Source organism: Mycobacterium sp. IDUB_36 (genome assembly GCF_055419225.1).
Genome location: NZ_JBVAXH010000001.1, coordinates 2,643,583 through 2,661,844, shown reverse-complemented (window position 1 = coordinate 2,661,844; position 18,262 = coordinate 2,643,583). Strand labels below are relative to the sequence as shown.

General features: G+C 65.5%; 15 protein-coding genes, 1 tRNA gene and 1 other RNA gene. 6 read left to right on the top strand and 11 right to left on the bottom strand.

Annotated elements, in window-relative coordinates; all coding sequences use genetic code 11:
* Positions 1-152: 152 nt before the first annotated feature.
* On the bottom strand, positions 153-764 hold the full coding sequence (gene recR, locus ACZYW1_RS13100; RefSeq protein ID WP_293004320.1) for a recombination mediator RecR: 612 nt from the start codon (positions 762-764) through the stop codon (positions 153-155).
* Positions 757-1,086 (bottom strand): YbaB/EbfC family nucleoid-associated protein, encoded by a 330-nt coding sequence (locus ACZYW1_RS13095; protein WP_463786356.1) that lies wholly within the window; start codon positions 1,084-1,086, stop codon positions 757-759. Before ACZYW1_RS13095 ends, recR begins: the two co-directional genes overlap by 8 nt.
* Before the next feature lie 98 nt (positions 1,087-1,184).
* Here ACZYW1_RS13095 and ACZYW1_RS13090 point away from each other — a divergent pair, with 98 nt between their 5' ends.
* On the top strand, positions 1,185-1,961 hold the full coding sequence (locus ACZYW1_RS13090) for an Rv3717 family N-acetylmuramoyl-L-alanine amidase (RefSeq protein WP_463786354.1): 777 nt from the start codon (positions 1,185-1,187) through the stop codon (positions 1,959-1,961).
* 16 nt (positions 1,962-1,977) lie between these two features.
* On the opposite strand, the gene ACZYW1_RS13085 is transcribed toward ACZYW1_RS13090, so the two are convergent.
* The 5 genes from ACZYW1_RS13085 to ffs form a co-directional block, all read right to left on the bottom strand.
* The gene (locus ACZYW1_RS13085) at positions 1,978-2,415 is read right to left on the bottom strand and encodes an SRPBCC family protein (protein ID WP_463786352.1); all 438 of its coding nucleotides are present in this window, start codon (positions 2,413-2,415) and stop codon (positions 1,978-1,980) included.
* A gap of 62 nt (positions 2,416-2,477) precedes the next feature.
* A complete protein-coding gene (locus tag ACZYW1_RS13080; protein ID WP_463786350.1) occupies positions 2,478-3,971 on the bottom strand; it encodes a cytochrome P450 in 1,494 nt (497 codons plus the stop codon).
* A gap of 100 nt (positions 3,972-4,071) precedes the next feature.
* Positions 4,072-6,018 (bottom strand): DNA polymerase III subunits gamma/tau, encoded by a 1,947-nt coding sequence (locus ACZYW1_RS13075; protein ID WP_463786349.1) that lies wholly within the window; start codon positions 6,016-6,018, stop codon positions 4,072-4,074.
* A gap of 134 nt (positions 6,019-6,152) precedes the next feature.
* Positions 6,153-7,439, bottom strand: coding sequence for an aspartate aminotransferase type Ic (locus ACZYW1_RS13070; protein WP_463786346.1), 1,287 nt, complete (start codon positions 7,437-7,439; stop codon positions 6,153-6,155).
* 33 nt (positions 7,440-7,472) lie between these two features.
* Positions 7,473-7,567: signal recognition particle sRNA small type (gene ffs, locus ACZYW1_RS13065), an RNA gene on the bottom strand.
* Positions 7,568-7,683: 116 nt separating this feature from the next.
* Here ffs and ACZYW1_RS13060 point away from each other — a divergent pair.
* From ACZYW1_RS13060 to ACZYW1_RS13050, 3 genes are all read left to right on the top strand, one after another.
* Positions 7,684-7,769 (top strand) — tRNA-Ser (locus tag ACZYW1_RS13060).
* 73 nt (positions 7,770-7,842) lie between these two features.
* Positions 7,843-8,730, top strand: a complete 888-nt coding sequence (locus ACZYW1_RS13055; protein ID WP_463786344.1) for a hypothetical protein — start codon at positions 7,843-7,845, stop codon at positions 8,728-8,730.
* 44 nt (positions 8,731-8,774) lie between these two features.
* A complete protein-coding gene (locus ACZYW1_RS13050) occupies positions 8,775-9,830 on the top strand; it encodes an NAD(P)H-dependent amine dehydrogenase family protein (protein ID WP_463786342.1) in 1,056 nt (351 codons plus the stop codon).
* Between the two features lie 7 nt (positions 9,831-9,837).
* Here the strand turns inward: ACZYW1_RS13050 and ACZYW1_RS13045 are convergent, their stop codons facing one another.
* Complete coding sequence (locus ACZYW1_RS13045) at positions 9,838-10,170, bottom strand: DUF732 domain-containing protein (protein ID WP_463786340.1); 333 nt, start codon at positions 10,168-10,170, stop codon at positions 9,838-9,840.
* A gap of 214 nt (positions 10,171-10,384) precedes the next feature.
* Here ACZYW1_RS13045 and ACZYW1_RS13040 point away from each other — a divergent pair, with 214 nt between their 5' ends.
* Both ACZYW1_RS13040 and ACZYW1_RS13035 read left to right on the top strand, forming a co-directional pair.
* On the top strand, positions 10,385-10,942 hold the full coding sequence (locus tag ACZYW1_RS13040; protein ID WP_463786338.1) for an MmpS family transport accessory protein: 558 nt from the start codon (positions 10,385-10,387) through the stop codon (positions 10,940-10,942).
* Entirely contained in the window at positions 10,939-13,872 is a 2,934-nt protein-coding gene (locus ACZYW1_RS13035) for an MMPL/RND family transporter (protein WP_463786336.1), read from the top strand. Before ACZYW1_RS13040 ends, ACZYW1_RS13035 begins: the two co-directional genes overlap by 4 nt.
* Before the next feature lie 50 nt (positions 13,873-13,922).
* Here the strand turns inward: ACZYW1_RS13035 and ACZYW1_RS13030 are convergent, their stop codons facing one another.
* The 3 genes from ACZYW1_RS13030 to ACZYW1_RS13020 form a co-directional block, all read right to left on the bottom strand.
* Entirely contained in the window at positions 13,923-14,696 is a 774-nt protein-coding gene (locus ACZYW1_RS13030; RefSeq protein WP_463786334.1) for an alpha/beta fold hydrolase, read from the bottom strand.
* A 77-nt stretch (positions 14,697-14,773) separates the two neighbouring features.
* Positions 14,774-17,710 (bottom strand): MMPL/RND family transporter, encoded by a 2,937-nt coding sequence (locus ACZYW1_RS13025; RefSeq protein ID WP_463786331.1) that lies wholly within the window; start codon positions 17,708-17,710, stop codon positions 14,774-14,776.
* Entirely contained in the window at positions 17,707-18,129 is a 423-nt protein-coding gene (locus ACZYW1_RS13020) for an MmpS family transport accessory protein (RefSeq protein WP_463786328.1), read from the bottom strand. Before ACZYW1_RS13020 ends, ACZYW1_RS13025 begins: the two co-directional genes overlap by 4 nt.
* Positions 18,130-18,262: the final 133 nt, after the last annotated feature.

Sequence of the window (18,262 nt, the reverse complement as noted above, 5' to 3'; positions counted from 1 at the left end):
CTCTGCGGGTAGGCACTCTTTTCTCGTTTTGTGATCACGGGCGATATCACCGCGTCCAGGTGATATCACGGGTGGCTACGATTCCAAGCGAGAGGCAATGGTCGCAGACAGGTGCCGGAGTTACTCCTGTGACTGCCTGTGCGACAACAGGTTCAGGCCATTGCGCGGCGGCCGGTCAGTGCCCGGCCCAGGGTCAGCTCGTCGGCGAATTCCAGGTCGCCGCCCATCGGCAGGCCCGACGCAATCCGGCTCACGGTCAGCCCGGGGATGTCGCGCAGCATCCGGACCAGGTAGGTGGCCGTCGCCTCGCCTTCGGTGTTGGGGTCGGTCGCGATGATCACCTCGGTGATGTCGACCCCGTCGACCTGTTCGCCGATCCTGTTCAGCAGCTCGCGAATGCGCAGCTGGTCCGGTCCGACACCGGACAGTGGGTCCAGTGCACCGCCCAGCACGTGGTAGCGCCCGCGGAACTCACGGGTGCGCTCGACGGCCTGGACATCCTTGGGCTCTTCGACGACGCAGACCAGCGTGCCGTCGCGACGCGGATCCGCGCAGATGCGACAGCGCTCGTCGTCGGAGACGTTTCCGCACACGGCGCAGAACCGGACCCCGTTGCGAACCTTGGCCAGGACCGCGGTGAGGCGATCGATGTCCGGCGGCTCAACGGACAACAGGTGAAACGCGATCCGCTGGGCGCTCTTCGGCCCGATACCCGGCAGCTTGCCGAGCTCGTCGATCAGATCCTGGACCGGTCCTTCAAACACCCAGTGCGCCGCCGCCCAAGCCACCGGCCAGCGGACCGAGCTGTTCCTGCGCCAGCGCCGCAACCTGTTTGGCGGCGTCACCGAGCGCGCCGACCAGCAGGTCCTGCAACGTCTCGACATCGTCGGGGTCGACGACCTTGGGGTCGATCTTCACGGCGACGACCTCGCCGCTGCCCTTGACGGTGACCTCCACCAAGTCGCCACCGGCCTTGCCCACCACCTCGGAGTTGATCAGCCGCTGCTGAGCCTCCATCAGTTGCTGCTGCATTTGCTGAGCCTGGGCGAGCAACGCCGACATATCCGGCTGGCCTCCGGGTTGCATGACAGTCCCCTTGCGTCTTGGTATCGACTTGGTTTCGCCTGCGCCGTGCGGGCGGTTCAGAGTTCCAAGCCTAGACGGCGCCGGGCTAACGTGGCGGCGTGCGCATACCTCACCGTCTACGTGTCGGGCCCCCGGCGGCATTGGCCGCGGCGGCCGTGGTCACTGTCGCCGCCGTCGTCGCACCCGCTCCGCCGAGCGCACTCGCGGCACCCGGAAGCATCGCCGGCATGATCGTCTTCCTCGATCCCGGCCACAACGGCGCCAACGACGGGTCGATCAGCCGCCAGGTGCCCACCGGTCGCGGCGGCACCAAGGACTGCCAGGCCTCCGGGACGACCACCAACAGCGGCTACCCGGAGCACACCTTCACCTGGGACACCACGCTGCGACTGCGAGCCGCCCTCAACGCGCTCGGGGCGCGGACCGCCATGTCGCGAGGCGACGACTCCACCGTCGGCCCCTGTGTCGACCAGCGCGCCGCGATGGCCAACGCCCTGCGCCCGAACGCGATCGTCAGCATTCACGCCGACGGCGGCCCGTCGGGCGGCCGGGGCTTCCACGTGAATTACTCGGCACCGCCGCTCAACCAGGCGCAGGCCGGACCGGCCGTTCAGCTCGCCCGGGTGATGCGCGACCAGATGCAGGCCTCGGGCATTCCGCCGGCCAGCTACATCGGTCAGGACGGCCTCTACGGACGCTCAGACCTGGCCGGGCTGAACCTGGCGCAGTACCCCTCGGTCCTGGTGGAGTGCGGCAACATGAAGAACCCGGTCGACTCGGCGCTGATGGAGAGCCCGGAGGGACGACAGAAGTACGCCGACGCGGTCGCGCGGGGTGTGGCGGCGTTCCTCGGTGGCCAAGCCGCCGCCCACTGACGCCGTCACCCGACGTCTAGCTTTCGACTTCCCGCTTCAGGTTGGCCAGCACCTCGCCCTGAATCTTCTTCAGGCCCAGCGGCGCGAACGTCTTCTCGAAGAAGCCCTTCACACCGCCGGCGCCCTTCCACGTCGTGGTGATCGTGACGCTGGAACCCGGTCCGGCCGGCGCCACCGTCCAGTTGGTCACCAGCGTCGAGTTGGCGTCCTTCTCGATGACGGCGTGGCCGGCGACGTCGACGCTGGCCTTGACGTCGCGCACGCGTGACTTGGTGGCCTGCAGCTTCCAGCTGGCCACGGTCCCCTGGCCCTGCCCACCTTCGAGCACCTGGTAGTCGTGATAATGCGACGACAGAATCTTGGGCCGGACGTCCCGGTAGTCACCAACGGCGGTCAGCACGGCGGCGGGCTCAGCGTTGATCAGGATCGTGCTGGCTGCACTGACGTTTCCCATTAGGCGTTACTCCTCTGCGCGGGCGGATCTCGCCGACCAGCGTATAGGTGGCCGTGCCGGCCCTACGCGCTGAGGCGGTCGGTGCCGTCCTGAACCGACTGGCTGCGCGTCGACGCCGCACGTTTCCGCAATCGGAGCCGAAATCCCCTCGGCTTCAACGTAACTGACTCCGATATCTTCAGCCGGTATCTGGGGTCCGCGGTCAGGTCGTAGCGGTGCACAATCAGCGCGAGCGTTAACACCGCCTCGTGCAGGGCGAACTGTCGACCGATGCAGGCCCGCTGACCCGTCCCGAACGGCTTGTAGGAGTGCGCGCGGTTCTTCATCTGCCCGGGCGCGAAGCGGTCGGGGTCGAACCGTTCGGGGTCCGGCCACACCTGCGGGTCGCGCTGCACGAGCGGCAGCACCACCAGCACCCACTGACCCTTCTTGATCCGATAGCGCCCACCCAGCACGGTGTCGTCGTGTGCCACCCGCAGGTAACCGGGCGCGGTCGGCCACAACCGCAGTGCCTCATCGAGCACCGCCCGCACGAAGCGAAGTTTCGCGACATCGCCGTAAGCCGGCTCAGGGTCGTCCTGCGCGCCCCACAACGCGTCGACTTCCGCAGTGGCCCGGGCCAGCAGCTCAGGGTTCTGGGTGAGGTAGTACAGCGCGAAAGACAGTGCGCCCGAGGTGGTCTCGTGCCCGGCGACGATGAACGTGATGACCTGCTGACGGATGTTGACCGGGTCCAGCCGACGTCGGGTGTGCGGATGGGTGGCGTTGAGCATCAGGTCGAGCAGGTCGGGCGTCTCGGGGGTGGCGCCGTCGCGACGGGCCTCGATCACGTCGTCGACGATGCGGCCCATCATGGCGCCGTTGCGCCGGATGGCCGGCCGCAGCAGCCTGGTCAGCGGCGGGAACGTCGACCAGCTGGCGTACTTCAGCACCCGGTTCATCGCCGAGATGAACACGTGCGGCCGACGCCGGTCGAAAGAACCGAAGGGGTAGCCGAATCCGGCCCGCCCGATGGATTCCAGAGCCAGTCGCGTCATGTCCGCGGTGACGTCCACCCGGCGTCCGTTGTCGGCGACGCCGTCCCAGTTGACCAGCATCTCCCGGATGGTCTGCACCATGATCGAGTGGTAACCCTGCATCGCTTCGCGGCTGAAGGCGGGCTTCAGGATGTCGTGCGCGAGCTTCCAATTCGGATTGTCGGTCTCGACGGTGATCAGCGCGTCCCCGATGACCTCGCGCAGTGGCGTCAGGTGATGCCCCACGTACTTCCCGAAGCGGGCCTCGTCATGCACTTCGGCGACCAGATCGAGTCCGCTGACGGCGACCATCTCGGTGCCGAGCATCTTGCGCGCCGAGATCGGCCCCAATTTCTTCGTCTGGGGCAGCGACGACTGGAACGGGGTACGGGGATTGAGCCCGAGGACGTCTCCCACGAACGGAACCCGGTACGGCGGGTGGGGAAGGTCGCCGGTGTCGACGATCGCGCGTTCATCCTGCTCCGAAGCATGTGGCGTGCCGAGAGTGGCCTCCGACGGCCGCATACTAACCGTAGTCATAAGTGGAGTATTACATACTATTTGACTGATTTAACAGCTTAAAGTTTACTTATGGTCTAGGTCACGTCCCGGTCGTGTAGCGGCCACCCGACCTGCAGGACTAGGCGTTGTCGATGCGGCGAGCGCCCAGTTCGTTCTGCAGGAGTTCCAGCGCGACCTCCTCGGGATCGCGACGCGGTGTCGACGCATCGTCGTCGTTCGCCTCGGCGAGCATGCTTTCTTCCTCGGCTCGCTGATCCGATTCCCGGTCGACGGACGGCTCCGGCGGCGGAGGTGGCGGGACCACTCGACGCGGACGCTCGACCGGTGGCGGCGCGGCCGGTGCTGCCGGGGCCGCCGATGCCGTCGGTGCGCCGGTCTCGCAGCGCACCCGCCAATCCACGCCGAGCGCATCTTTGAGCGCCTCGGCGATGACATCGGCGTTGCGCTGTTCGCTCAGCCGCTTGGCGAGGGGCGCCGAGTCGTGACTCAACACCAAGGTGTTGCCTTCGACTGCGCGGACGGTCGCACCGGCCAACATCACCTCGGTGGTCCTGCTGCGCTGCCGGACCTTGTCGCGGACGGTCGGCCAGAGGGTGCGCACCGCGGCCGCATTCGGCTCGCCGGCGCCCACGGCCGCCGTGCTCTCCTCGGCCACGACGGGCTCGACCTCGACCGGATCCGGCGCAGGCTGGACCGGCGCAGGCTCGGCCGGACGCTCGGGTTCGGTGGCGACCACCGGGGGCGTCAACGCAGGCGCATCCGGCGTGGGCGCCGGTTGCGAGGGTTCCGGTTTCGGGGGTTCCGGTTTCACGGGCGCCGGCTGCGGGGGTGCCGCCTGCGCCGCGACGGCCGACGGCCGGACGTAGGCGGGTTGCGTCACCACTGCCGCCTGCTCGCCGGCCGGAATCGACATGTCCAGTCGCGTCTCGATGCGCTCGACGCGTTGCAGCAGAGCCGATTCAGCGTCGCTGGCCGACGGCAGCAACAGCCGCGCACAGATCACCTCGAGCAGCAGGCGGGGTGCGGTCGCGCCGCGCATCTCGGTCAGACCGGCATGCACCACCTCGGCGAAGCGGGTCAGCGTCGCCGGACCCAGCCGGGTCGCCTGCTCGCGCATCCGCTCCAGCACGTCCTCGGGCGCATCGACCACCCCTCGCGACGTGGCATCCGGAACCGCTTGCAGCACAAGCAGATCGCGGAACCGCTCCAGCAGGTCGGTGGCGAAACGGCGAGGGTCGTGGCCGGCATCGATCACCGATTCCACGGCCCCGAACAACCCCGCGGCGTCTCCCGCACCCAGCGCGTCGACCGATTCGTCGATCAGCGCCATGTCGGTGGCGCCCAGCAACCCCAGAGCCCGTTGATAGTTGACCCGGTTGCCTTCAGCCCCGGCCAGCAACTGGTCGAGCACCGAGAGCGTGTCGCGGGGCGAACCGCCACCGGCGCGGATCACCAGCGGGTAGACGGCGTCGTCGACGATCACGTCCTCGTGGGCGCAGATCCCCTCGATCAGGCCGCGCATGGTCCTGGGCGGCAGCAGCCGGAACGGATAGTGGTGGGTCCGCGAGCGGATGGTCGGCAGCACCTTCTCCGGCTCCGTGGTGGCGAACACGAAGATGAGGTGGTCGGGTGGCTCCTCGACGATTTTGAGCAGCGCATTGAATCCCGCGGTGGTGACCATGTGCGCCTCGTCGACGATGAACACGCGGTAGCGCGACTGGGCCGGCGCGTAGAACGCCCGGTCGCGCAGCTCGCGGGTGTCGTCGACACCTCCGTGGCTGGCCGCGTCGAGTTCGACGACGTCGATGGTCCCGGATCCGTTGGGCGCCAATCCGACACAGGAGTCGCAGACCCCGCACGGGGTGGCGGTCGGACCCTGCTCGCAGTTCAGCGAGCGGGCCAGGATGCGTGCCGACGAGGTCTTGCCGCAGCCACGCGGGCCGGAGAAGAGGTAGGCGTGGTTGATGCGCCCGGCGGTCAGCGCGGTCGACAGTGGCTCGGTGACGTGCTCCTGCCCCACCACTTCGGCGAAGGTCGCAGGACGGTACTTGCGGTAGAGAGCCACGGGTCAGAGGCTACCCAGCTCGTCCGACGATGCGAACCCCGAAGGGGTTCGTTGAGGAGGCGGGCAACGCCGAGATCGACGGCAGCGTGCTGGTCACTCGCACTTCTCCGCGCCGATGTCGATCTGGCGAACGCTTAACCGCTCTTGAGCAGCGATTCGGTCGCCGACAGCAGGGCGCAGGTCGCCAGGCCGTCGATCGCGTCACGCAGATCCGACTCCGGCGGGAACGTGGGCGCGATTCGGATGTTCTTGTCGTCCGGGTCTTTCCGGTACGGGAACGACGCGCCCGCCTCGGTCACGGCGATGCCGGCGTCCTTGGCCAGCGCAACAGTGCGCTTGGCCGTGCCGGGCAGCACGTCGAGGCTGATGAAGTAGCCGCCTTCGGGCTCACTCCAGGATGCGATCTTCGACTCGCTCAACCGCTGGTCCAGAATCTCCAGAGCCAACGCGAATTTGGGTGCCAGCAGTTGCTGGTGACGCAGCATCTGCAGACGCACTCCGTCGGCGTCACCGAAGAATCGAAGATGCCGCAGCTGGTTGACCTTGTCCGGGCCGATCGACTTCTTGCCCGCGTACTGCAGGTACCAGGCGATGTTTCCCAGCGATCCGCCGAAGAAGCTGACGCCGGAACCGGCGAAGGAGATTTTCGACGTCGACGCGAAGACGTATGGCCGGTTCGGGTTGCCGGCGGCGGCAGCCAGCCCGAGCACGTCGATCGGACGGGGGAAGTCCAGCGTCAGGGTGTGCACCGCGTAAGCGTTGTCCCAGAAGAGTCGGAAATCGTTTGCGGCCGTCTGCATTTGAACGAGGCGACGGACCGCTTCCCACGAGTAGCTCAGTCCGGTGGGGTTGGCGAACACCGGGACCGCCCACAGGCCTTTGATGGCCGGGTCGACGGCGACCAGCTCCTCGATCGTGTCGACGTCGGGGCCGTCCTCGCGCATCGGGATCGGGATCATCTCGATGCCGAGCGTCTCGGTGATGGCGAAGTGACGGTCGTAGCCGGGCACCGGGCACAGGAACTTGATCTTCGGCTCGTCTTTCCACGGCCGCGGCGAGTCGACACCGCCGTAGAGCATCGAGAACACGATCACGTCGTGCATCAGCTCGAGGCTGGCGTTGTTGCCGGCGATCAAGTTCTGCACCGGGATGCCGAGCAGTTCACCGAAGATGGCCCGCAGTTCGGGCAGACCGTGCTGGCCGCCGTAGTTGCGGGTGTCGGTGCCGTCGCCGTCGCGGAAGTCGGAACCGGGCAGGCTCAGTAGCCCGTTGGAGAGGTCGAGTTGCTCGCTGCAGGGCTTGCCGCGGGTGAGATCCAGCGACAGCTTCTTGGACTGCAGCTGCCCGTAATCGTCTTGATTTCGGGCGTGCACCGCCTCGAGGTCGTCACGGCCAAGGGAACTGAACGAGCCGTACGACACCATTCGCCTTTCGACGTTTCACTGCAGGCTTGGAATAGGGGACCCCGCGCACCCGCCAGAGCCCATTGACCCTTGCTGCCTTCCGGCCCTGGGGGAGTTCACAGGATAGACGCCGCGCGGGGTCCACCGAGAGTCTAGTACCCGCGCCGGCGGCGACGGCCGGCCTCCTCCCCGCGTCGCGGCGGGATCGTTCCTGCCTGCATCGTCGCCGAGCAGAGGTTGGCCCTCGGCTACCATTGCCGACGGAGGATTCGCCTAGTGGCCTATGGCGCTCGCCTGGAACGCGGGTTGGGTTAATAGCCCTCGCGGGTTCAAATCCCGCATCCTCCGCACTTGGTTCGGGACGTGACCAGGCCCAATTGATAGGGTCTGGTCGCTTCCGGACTACCACTCGAGGAGGGGCATGGGACGCAGGGCCACCATCTTCTGGCACGCGGCGCTTTCGGTCGCCGCCGGCGTCCTCTACTTCTTCTTCGTGCTGCCGCGTTGGCCCGAGCTGATGGGCGACACCTCGCACGGTCTCGGCACCGGCCTACGGATCGTCGCGGGACTTCTCGTCGGCTTGGCCGCTCTGCCGGTGGTGTTCTCCCTGGTGCAGCTGCGTAAGCCGGAGTTCGGCACCCCGGCCCTGGCGTTGAATCTGCGGACCTGTTCCGTGGTGGCGCACGTCGCCGCCGGCGTGCTGATCGTCGGCACGGCGATCGCCGAGATCTGGCTCGCTTTGGACGCCGTGGGCCAATGGCTGTTCGGCATCTACGGCGCTGCGGCCGCGCTCGCGTTGCTGGGCATCGCCGCGTTCTACCTGTCGTTCGTCGCCGAGCAGCCGCCACCACCGCCGAAGCCGCTGAAGCCCAAGAAGGAAAAGCGGCAGCGCCAACGGCGCGGCAATAAGGCCGACGCCAAGACCGACGAGGAAGACGCGACCTCGGACGACGCAGGCACCGACGACGCAGCCACCGACGCCACCGACGAGACCGAGGCGGCTCCCGGCCAGGACACCGACCCGGCCGCCACGGAGGTCGAAGCGGCCGAGGACACCGAAGTTGCGCCAGCCGCGGCCGCCGAAAGCGCGAGCTCCGAGGCCACGACGAAAGAAGCCGCAGTCGAGTCGACGGCCACCGCTGTCGAGCCGAAGACCCAAGACGCCACCGCCGAGGACACCGAAGACACCGAGGCGGCCGAGGAAACCGACGAGGACACCGAGTCCGGCGGGCTCCGCAATCGACGCCCGATCGGCAAGGGTTCGCATCGCCGGCGGCGTTCGCGGCGCGGCGTTCCCGTAGACGAGTAGGCAATTGCCAGTTCCGGTCGGTCCGGCTTCCCTATGCTGAGCGAGTGCCAAACACCTATCGAGTAGTTCAGTGGAACACCGGAAACGTCGGCAAGAGCTCCCTCAAATCGATCGCGGACAATCCGCTTCTCGAGCTGGTCGGCCTCTACGCCTGGTCACCTGAGAAGGCCGGCCGCGATGCCGGCGAGTTGGTCGGCATCAAGCCGCTGGGTGTCGCGGCCACCAACGACGTCGACGCCCTGCTCGCACTCAAGCCCGATTGCGTTGTCTACAACCCGATGTGGATCAACGTCGACGAGCTGGTCCGCATCTTGAGCGCCGGGGTCAACGTCGTGACCACCGCGTCGTTCATCACCGGCAAGAACCTCGGCGAGGGCCGCGACCGACTCGTCGAGGCCTGTGCGAAAGGCGGCGCGACGATCTTCGGGTCCGGGGTCAGCCCCGGCTTCGCCGAACTGCTGGCCATCGTCTCGGCGATGGTGTGCAACCGGGTCGACAAGGTGACCGTCAACGAGGCCGCCGACACCACGTTCTACGACTCACCGGACACCGAGAAACCGGTCGGCTTCGGTCAGCCGATCGACAATCCGGACCTGCCGGCAATGGCCGCCAAGGGCACCGCCATCTTCGGCGAAGCGGTCGCGCTCGTCGGCGACGCCCTGGGCATCGAACTCGACGAAATCCGGTGCGAAGCCGAATTCGCCCAGACCACAGCGGATCTCGAGATGGCGTCGTGGACCATTCCGGCCGGGTGCGTGGCGGGCACCTACATCAGCTGGCAGGGCATCCTCGACGGCAAGACCGTCATCGACCTCAACGTCAGGTGGCGCAAAGGCCAGACTTTGGAGCCGGACTGGAAGATCGACGGCGACGGCTGGGTCATCCAGGTCGACGGGCAACCGACGGTGACCACCAAGGTCGGTTTCCTGCCGCCGCCCTACTTCGAGGCCACCACGATCGAGGAGTTCATGGACCTCGGCCACATCATGACGGCCCTGCCGGCGATCAACGCGATTCCCGCCGTGGTCGCCGCCGCGCCGGGCATCGCCACCTACGCCGACCTGCCCCTGACGTTGCCGCGCGGGTTCGTCAAGACGTGAGGTTGGCTCAGGTGCCGGGGATGTGCTGCAGCTTGCCCTGGAGGTCGGGGCAGTAGATGCTGATCGCCGAGCCGAGGAACTGGTACGCCTGTACCTGCGTGGTGCCTCGCGGCAGATTGTGCGAGAGGAACTTGGCCGACGCGGCGGCGTCGGGGTCAACCCCGACCCCGAGCCGGTGGCAGGCGATCTTGGCGATGTACGGGTTGTAGTCGTGCGGCCCGTAGATGCCGTACTTCGAGGCGATCAGGTTGTCGAAATCGATGTCCGGGTCGGCAGAGGCCGGCGCGGCCAGGCTGATCGCCGCGGCAGCGGCGGCAATCGCTAAACCCGTGAGCTTCATGGGCTGAATCCTACCTTCGGTGAATCTGCGTCCGCTCATCGTCACTGTGTCCCCTTCGGCCCAGCGAGCCACCGGTCCGCGGCCGCGCTACGGTCTTGAACAACCTCCGCGCCCGGTTTCTTTCTGGTCGCCTATTCAGATTAGAGTAGCTAAGGTTACACACAGGCTAATTAGTTGAGCAGCCTTCGCCCGCGGTTAAGGAATTGAAGCGCCCATGACGACGACTGAGCCAAGGACAGAGCCGCTGAAGACTCCGGGTTCCGCAGGTAGCGGGGGCGATCGCGCCCACCGTCGACCGCCGGAACGCAGAGGTCTGTTGGCTCTCTTTGCCCGGTACTGGCTGGTCCTCACCCTCGCGGTGGTGGTCGCCCTGTCTGGGTTCGTGGTGCACCGCCTGCACGGCGTCTTCGGCGTTCACAAGGGCTCGTTCGGTGGTGGTACCTCGGGCGAGGTCCTCGACAGTTTCAACGCCAAGACGGTGACTCTCCAGGTCTGGGGCCCACCGGGCAGCACGGCGACCATCAACTACCTCGACGCGGAGTCCCATCCGCAACAGGCCCTCAACGTGCCCCTGCCGTGGAGCACAGTGTTGAGTTCCACGAAGCCCGGAATCCCGGCCAACCTGGTGGCGCAGGGCGACGGCAGTTGGATCGCCTGCCAGTTCGTGGTCAACAAGCACGACGGAAGCGGTGACGTCATCAAGACCCCCAATCGTTCGGATGGTGCCGAAACCAACAACGCCTTCGTCTACTGCCTGGACAAGTCCGCATGAGCGAGACCACTGAGACCGAGACCCCGCGCGTCGACCAGCCGCTGATCCCGCCCTTCCTGCCGAAGTGGATCCACCGACTGGCATTGCCGATCGTGCTGGTGTGGCTGGGCATCGTCTTCGTCACCAACACCGTTGCGCCGCAGCTCGAGGTCGTCTCGAAGAACCACTCGGTGTCGCAAAGCCCGCACGACGCGGTGTCATTCCAGTCGCAGATGCGCGTTGGAAAGACGTTCGACGAGTTCAACACCGACAACTCGGCGATGGTCCTACTGGAGGGCGACAAGCCGCTGGCGGCGGAGGCCCATAAGTACTACGACGAGATCGTCAGGCGCCTCGAGAGGGACAAGAAGCACGTCCAGCACATCCAAGATTTCTGGAGCGATCCGCTGACCGCCGCGGGCTCGCAGAGCCACGACCAGAAGGCCGCGTACGTCCAGGTGTACCTGGCGGGCAACATGGGCAGTGGTCTGGGCTCCGAGTCCAGTGAGGCCGTCCGCAAAATCGTGGACTCAGTGCCGGCGCCGCCGGGGATCAAGGTCTACGTCACCGGTGCCGGCCCGCTGATCGCCGACCAGTCGCACGCGGGTGAGAAGGGCGTCGCGAAGGTCACCCTCGTCACCATCCTGGTGATCCTGGTGATGCTGCTGTTCGTTTACCGGTCGGTGAGCACCGTGCTGATCATGCTGTTCATGGTCTTCGTGGAGTTACTCGCGGCCCGCGGCGTGGTCGCAACAATGGGTTACTACAACGTCATGGGTCTGTCGACCTTCGCCAACAACATGCTGGTGCTGCTGGCGATCGCCGCCGGAACGGACTACGCAATCTTCATCGTCGGCCGCTACCACGAGGCCCGTGGTATGGGCGAGACGCGCGAAGAAGCGTTCTACACCATGTTCCACAGCACCGCGCACGTCGTGTTGGGCTCAGGCCTGACCATCGCCGGCGCCATGTACTGCCTGAGCTTCTGCCGGTTGCCGTATTTCGAGTCTCTCGGCGTGCCCTGTGCGGTCGGCATGCTGGTCGCGGTGTTCGCGGCGCTGACGTTGGGACCAGCGGTGCTGACCGTGGCATCGTTCTTCAAGCTGATGGACCCGAAGCGAAAGCTGCAAACTCGGGGCTGGCGCCGGATCGGTACCGCGATCGTCCGTTGGCCCGCACCAATTCTTGCGGTCACCATCGCAATTGCGCTGGTCGGTCTGCTCGCCCTGCCCGGCTACCAGACGGACTACGACACCCGTCACTTCCTGCCGCCGGACACCCCGGCCAACGTCGGCTATGCCGCGGCGGACCGGCACTTCGACCAGGCCCGGCTGAACCCTGAGCTGTTGATGATCGAGACCGATCACGACCTGCGTAACCCGGCCGACTTCATCGTCCTGGACAAGGTGGCCAAAGCGGTCTTCCATATTCCTGGCATCGGCCGGGTGCAAACCATTACCAGGCCGCTGGGCACGCCGCTGGACCACAGCACCCTCGGTTTCCAGATGGGCGCCCAAGCCGCCGGCCGGATCCAGACCCAGCACTACCAGGAAGAGCAGGCGAAGAACCTGCTGAAGCAGGCCGACGAGCTGAAAAAGACGATGGCGACGCTGCACGAGCAGATGCAGGTGACCCAGGATCTGAGCAACACGACTCACGAGACCACCAAGCTCACCAAAGAGACCGTCAAGATCACCGAAGCGCTGCGTGACGACATCGCCAACTTCGACGACTTCTTCCGGCCGATCCGTAGCTACTTCTACTGGGAGAAACACTGCTTCGACATCCCGGCCTGCTACACACTCCGGTCGATCTTCAATGCTCTTGACGGTATCGACCAGGTCAGCGAGAACATCGAGAACCTGAGCGCGAACCTGGACAAACTCGACAAGATTCAGCCGAAGCTGGTGGCGCTGATCCCGCCGCAGATCGCCAGCCAGCAGGCGAACCTCGACACCATCATGTCGAACTACGCGACCACGAACGGTCTGAACGAACAGGCCAAGGCGCAGTCCGACAACGCCACCGCACAGGGCGACGCGTTCGACAAGGCGAAGAACGACGACACGTTCTACCTTCCGCCGGAAGCGTTCAAAAGCCCCGACTTCGCGCGCGGCCTCAAGCAGTTCATCTCGCCCAACGGGCACGCCGTCCGGCTGATCATCTCGCACGAGGGCGACCCGGCGACCCCCGAGGGCGTCAGCCACATCACCCCGATCAAACAGGCCGTGCACGAAGCGATCAAGGGCACGCCGTGGGAAGGCGCCAAGGTCTACCTCGGCGGTACCGCCGCAACGTACAAAGACATGCACGACGGCTCCAACATCGACCTGTTGATCGCCGGAATTGCCGCTGCCACTTTGATTTTCGTCATCATGCTCATCATCACCCGAAGCGTGGTGGCGGCGTTCGTCATCGTCGGCACCGTGCTGCTGTCGCTGGGCGCGTCGTTCGGACTCTCCGTGCTGCTCTGGCAGTACATCCTCGGCATCAAGCTGCACTGGATGGTGCTGGCGATGGCAGTCATCCTGCTGTTGGCGGTCGGGTCGGACTACAACCTGTTGCTGATCTCCCGCTTCAAGGAAGAGATCCGCGCCGGCCTCAAGACCGGCACGATCCGCGCCGTGGCCGGTTCGGGATCGGTGGTGACCTCCGCCGGCCTGGTGTTCGCCGCCACCATGGCGACCTTCGCCTTCAGCCCGCTGAAGGTGATGGCCCAGGTGGGTACGACGATCGCGCTGGGCCTGTTGTTCGACACCCTGATCGTGCGGTCGTTCATGACGCCGTCGCTGGCGACCTTGCTCGGGCGTTGGTTCTGGTGGCCGCAGCACGTGCGCCCACGCCCGGCCAGCGTCATGCTCCAGCCGTACGGCTCGCGCCCGGCGGTCCGCGATCTGATCCATCGCGCCCCCGAAGACGAGACCGAAGCGGGAGTGGTCGAGAAGGTCTAGTTGTCCTGGGTTGCTTGCTGATTCGCTGAGCTGCGTGGGTTCTCGGCTAGCTAGCCGCCCTCAATGACAGCCAAGATGGTCTGAGCTACCAACTCCGGATCATCGAGCATGGGATTGTGGCCGACGCCGGGCAGCAGAGTCCATGTCGCGGCAGGCAGCAGTTCGCGTGCCATCCGTCCATATGGTTCGGCGGGGACCATCCGATCGTGTTCTGACCAGGCCAAGGTGATGGGGCACGGCAGCGGATCGAGCGGCTCGACGACGTCGCGCGATGCTGCGAAGTCAGCCATGATCGTGCATCCCATGGGATCGGTGAAGTACAGGTCCAGAGCCCGGGACGGGCTCAGTCGTTCGCCATGGCGAATGAAATTGCGCAGGACGATTCGCCGTCCCGCAGCCGACCGGAGCACTAATGGTGCGACGGGGTTCAGCAGGCGAACCATTTTTCCCCCAATGCGGATAGCCCTGTGTACCCGCCGGGCCGCAGCACTTTCATTGGATGACCAGAGACCGCCCGGCGAAAAAGCACAGACGGTAGCTGCTCGCCCGCGGCGGGCCAATTCGATTGCCACCGCGCCGCCACCGGAATTACCTACCAGATGAGGTCGGTCCAGGCCGTGCGTGTCGAGGTAGCTTTCGGCCGAATCGACGATGTCGTCGGGCGTCACCGGACGACGCTGCACCGCGGGTCCACCGCGATGTCCGAGCAGGGTCGGTGTGTGGACCTCGTGCTTCTCCGACAGGAGCGGGACCAGTTGCTGCCAGATGCGCTCCGAGCTGGTCGCAGGATGCAGCAGGACCAGAGCTGCCTTCTCGGCGGTCACGACCAGATTCTCGCATCCGCATCAGAAGTCGACAACACTTTGAACCGAGACCGCCCGGCGACGGCGTGAAACGGCTGTCAGGCGGTCGATTTCGGCAATGGCGCGGTGTGGGCGTCGTCGCCCGAGCTTTGGCCGAAGCTCTCGCCGAGCAGCGACCGCACCGCGGTGCGCGGTCCGGTAGGCCGCAGCATGACGCTGGCCGGCCGCGGCCGCACCTTGATCGGCCACCAGAACCAGCGGCCGAGCAGCGCGGCGATCGACGGCGTCATGAACGAACGGACCACCAAGGTGTCGAACAGCAGACCGAGGCCGATCGTGGTGCCCACCTGACCGATGATGCGCAGATCGCTGACGATCATGGACGCCATCGTGAACGCGAACACCAGACCGGCGTTGGTCACCACCTTGCCGGTGCTGCCCATCGCCCGGATGATCCCGGTCTTCAGACCCGCCGGAATCTCTTCCTTCAACCGCGATATCAGCAGCAGGTTGTAGTCGGATCCAACGGCGAGCAGCACGATCACCGACATCGCCAGCACCATCCAGTGCAGTTTGACGCCGAGTAGGTATTGCCAGACGAGCACGGACATGCCGAACGAGGCGCCCAGCGACAACGCCACCGTCCCTACGATCACCATGGATGCGACCAGGCTCCGAGTGATGATCAGCATGATGATGAAAATCAGACAGAGCGAACCGATTCCGGCGATCATCAGGTCGTACTTGGAGCCGTCTTTCCAGTCCTTGAAGGTGGCCGCGGTGCCGGCGAGGTAGATCTTGGCGTCTTCGAGCGGGGTGCCCTTGAGCGACTCTTCCGCGGCCTCCCGGATCGAGGCGATCCGCGCGATGCCTTCCGGCGATGCCGGGTCACCTCGGTGCGAGATGATCAACCGCACCGCTTTGCCGTCCGGCGAGAAGAAGTTGTTCAGTGCTCGCTTGAAGTCTTTGTTCTGGAACACTTCTGGCGGCAGATAGAACGAGTCGTCGTTCTTGGCCTGGTCGAACGCATGACCCATCGCGTTTGCGTTGGAGCTCATGTCGTCCATCTGGTTGAAGATGCCGGACATGGTGCTGTGCATCGTCAGCATCATGGTCCGCATGCTGTCCATGGTTTCGATCATCGGTGGGAAGTCGACGATCAACTGCGGCATCAGGTTGTCGAGCTGGCTGAAGTCACTGATCAAAATCTGGAATTTGTCGTCGATCTCGTCGATGCCGTCGACGGCGTCGAAGATGGACCTCAGCGAATAACAGATCGGGATGTCATAGCAGTGCTTCTCCCAGTAGAAGTAACTGCGGATCGGCCGCCAGGTGTCTTCGAAGTTGGCGACGTCGTCGCGCAATTCCTCGGTGACCGCCTGCATCTCCCTGGTCTCACCGATCATCTTGTGCGTGATTCCGGTGAGCTGTTGCATGAGGCCGTACATGTGCCTCATGCGGTTCATCGTCTCTTGGAGGTCGTCGGCCTGCTTGAGCATGTCCTCCATGCGGGCCTTCTGGAACTTCATGATCTGCGTCTGCCCGGCGTTCTGCATGCTGAGCTGGAACGGGATCGACGTGTGTTCCATCGCCGTGCCCTCAGGGCGCGTAATCGACTGCACGCGTGAGACTCCGGGGACGCGGAAGATACCCTTGGCCAGTCGGTCGAGCACCAGGAAATCGGCCGGATCGCGCAGATCGTGGTCGGACTCGACCATCATGACTTCCGGCATCAGCCGGGCCTGGGAGAAGTGCCGCTCGGCGGCGTCGTATCCCTGGTTGGCGGCGATGTTGTGCGGGATGTACAGCCGGTCGTTGTAGCTGGTCTGGTAACCCGGGAGGGTCAGCAGACCGATCAGGGCGATCCCGATCGACGCGGCGAGGATCGGCAGCGGCCACCGAACGATCGCGGTGCCGACCCGTCGCCAGCCGCGGGTCGAGATGCGCCGTTTGGGGTCGAACAACCCGAAGCGACCGCCCACCACGATGACGGCCGGCACCAGTGTCAGCGCGACGGCGACCGCGACGAGCATGCCCACCGCGCACGGGACACCGATGGTTTGGAAGTAGGGCATCCGGCAGAAACTCAGGCAGAAGGTGGCGCCCGCGATGGTCAGGCCGGATGCCAGCACCACGTGAGCGACGCCGTGATAGGTGGTGTAGAACGCCTCTTCGCGAGTCTCGCCGTGCTGACGCGCCTCTTGATAGCGGCCGAAGAAGAAGATGGCGTAGTCGGTGCCGGCAGCGATGCCCAGCGACACCAGCAGGTTGACAGCGAAGGTGGACAGCCCGATCAACTGGTGATAGCCGAGGAACGCGACAATGCCTCTGGCCGCGGTCAATTCGATGAAAACGGTGATCAGCAGCAGCACCACCGTCCACACCGAGCGGTACACCAGCAGCAGCATGGTGAAAATCACCAGCATCGTCACCATGGTGATCTTGACCAGTGTGCTGTCGCCGCTGTGGTGCATGTCCGACACCAGCGCCGAGGGTCCGGTCACGTAGGTCGTCACACCCTTGGGTGGCGGTGTCCGGTTCACGATGCCGCGGACGGCCTCGATCGACTGCTCCGCCAGCGTCGTGCCCTGGTTGCCGGCGAGGTTCATTTGCACGTATGTGGCCTTGCCGTCCGGGCTTTGGGCGCCCGGAGCGGTGAGCGGATCACCCCAGAAGTCCTGCACGTGCTGGATGTGTGCCGGGTCGGCGCGCAACTGCTTGACGATGCTGTCGTAATACCGGTGGGCCTCGTCACCGAGCTTGGTGTCGCTTTCCAGCACCAGCATCGCGAAGTTGTCGGAGTCGGACTCCTTGAACTTCTTGCCCGTCACCTCCATCGCCTGGACCGACGGAGCGTCCTTGGGGCTCAACGAGACCTGGCGTTCTTCGGCCACCTTCTCCAGCGGTGGGACGGCCACGGCCATCAGGATGATGACCCCGATCCAGGCGAGGATGATGGCCACCGCGTACTGACGGATCAGTCGCGGACCGCGTGGCGGTGCGGCGCCGTCGGTCCTGCTCTGCCGGGTGGTCATGCGCCCTTGAGAACGCAGTAGGTAAAGGCGTTCACCTCGTGCGAGACCCGCTCGGCTTTGACCACGTCGTCGATGATGATGCGGCAACCCAACGTGTTGCTGTTACCTTGCGCCACAACGTTTCCCACCACTGACGCGGCCTTGGTCGTCATCTTGAGAGTCCAGGGCAGCTTCGCGCCGTCGACGTGCTGCGGATCGGCGTTGGCGTCGAAGTAACTGATGTCCGCCGTGGTACCGGGCGAACCGTAGACCTCGTAGGTGATCCGCTTCGGGTTGAACGGCTTGCTGTCGTCGGTTGCGCTGTCGGAGTACGCGGGACGCTTCTCAGAGCCGAAGATGCCGTGGATCCGGAACACGGTGAATCCACCGAGACCGACCACGATCACAATGACGAGCGGAATCCACGTCCGCTCCAACACCCTGAGAATCGAAAACCCCTTTACCGCTACCGGTGGCGCCTCTGCTCGGCGACGACCCAATTACACGAAGATATTCACCCGCTGCTCGACGGGACGTCTCAGGGCGCTTGCGTGGGCCTCAGGGCGCCGCCGG

Bases quoted from the DNA above. Each gene is read 5' to 3' on its own strand.
- ACZYW1_RS13025 (WP_463786331.1), bottom strand. From the start codon at position 17,710: ATGACCACCCGGCAGAGCAGGACCGACGGCGCCGCACCGCCACGCGGT.
- ACZYW1_RS13085 (WP_463786352.1), bottom strand. From the start codon at position 2,415: ATGGGAAACGTCAGTGCAGCCAGCACGATCCTGATCAACGCTGAGCCC.
- ACZYW1_RS13080 (WP_463786350.1), bottom strand. From the start codon at position 3,971: ATGACTACGGTTAGTATGCGGCCGTCGGAGGCCACTCTCGGCACGCCA.
- ACZYW1_RS13040 (WP_463786338.1), top strand. From the start codon at position 10,385: ATGACGACGACTGAGCCAAGGACAGAGCCGCTGAAGACTCCGGGTTCC.
- ACZYW1_RS13035 (WP_463786336.1), top strand. From the start codon at position 10,939: ATGAGCGAGACCACTGAGACCGAGACCCCGCGCGTCGACCAGCCGCTG.
- ACZYW1_RS13055 (WP_463786344.1), top strand. From the start codon at position 7,843: ATGGGACGCAGGGCCACCATCTTCTGGCACGCGGCGCTTTCGGTCGCC.
- ACZYW1_RS13095 (WP_463786356.1), bottom strand. From the start codon at position 1,086: ATGCAACCCGGAGGCCAGCCGGATATGTCGGCGTTGCTCGCCCAGGCT.
- ACZYW1_RS13045 (WP_463786340.1), bottom strand. From the start codon at position 10,170: ATGAAGCTCACGGGTTTAGCGATTGCCGCCGCTGCCGCGGCGATCAGC.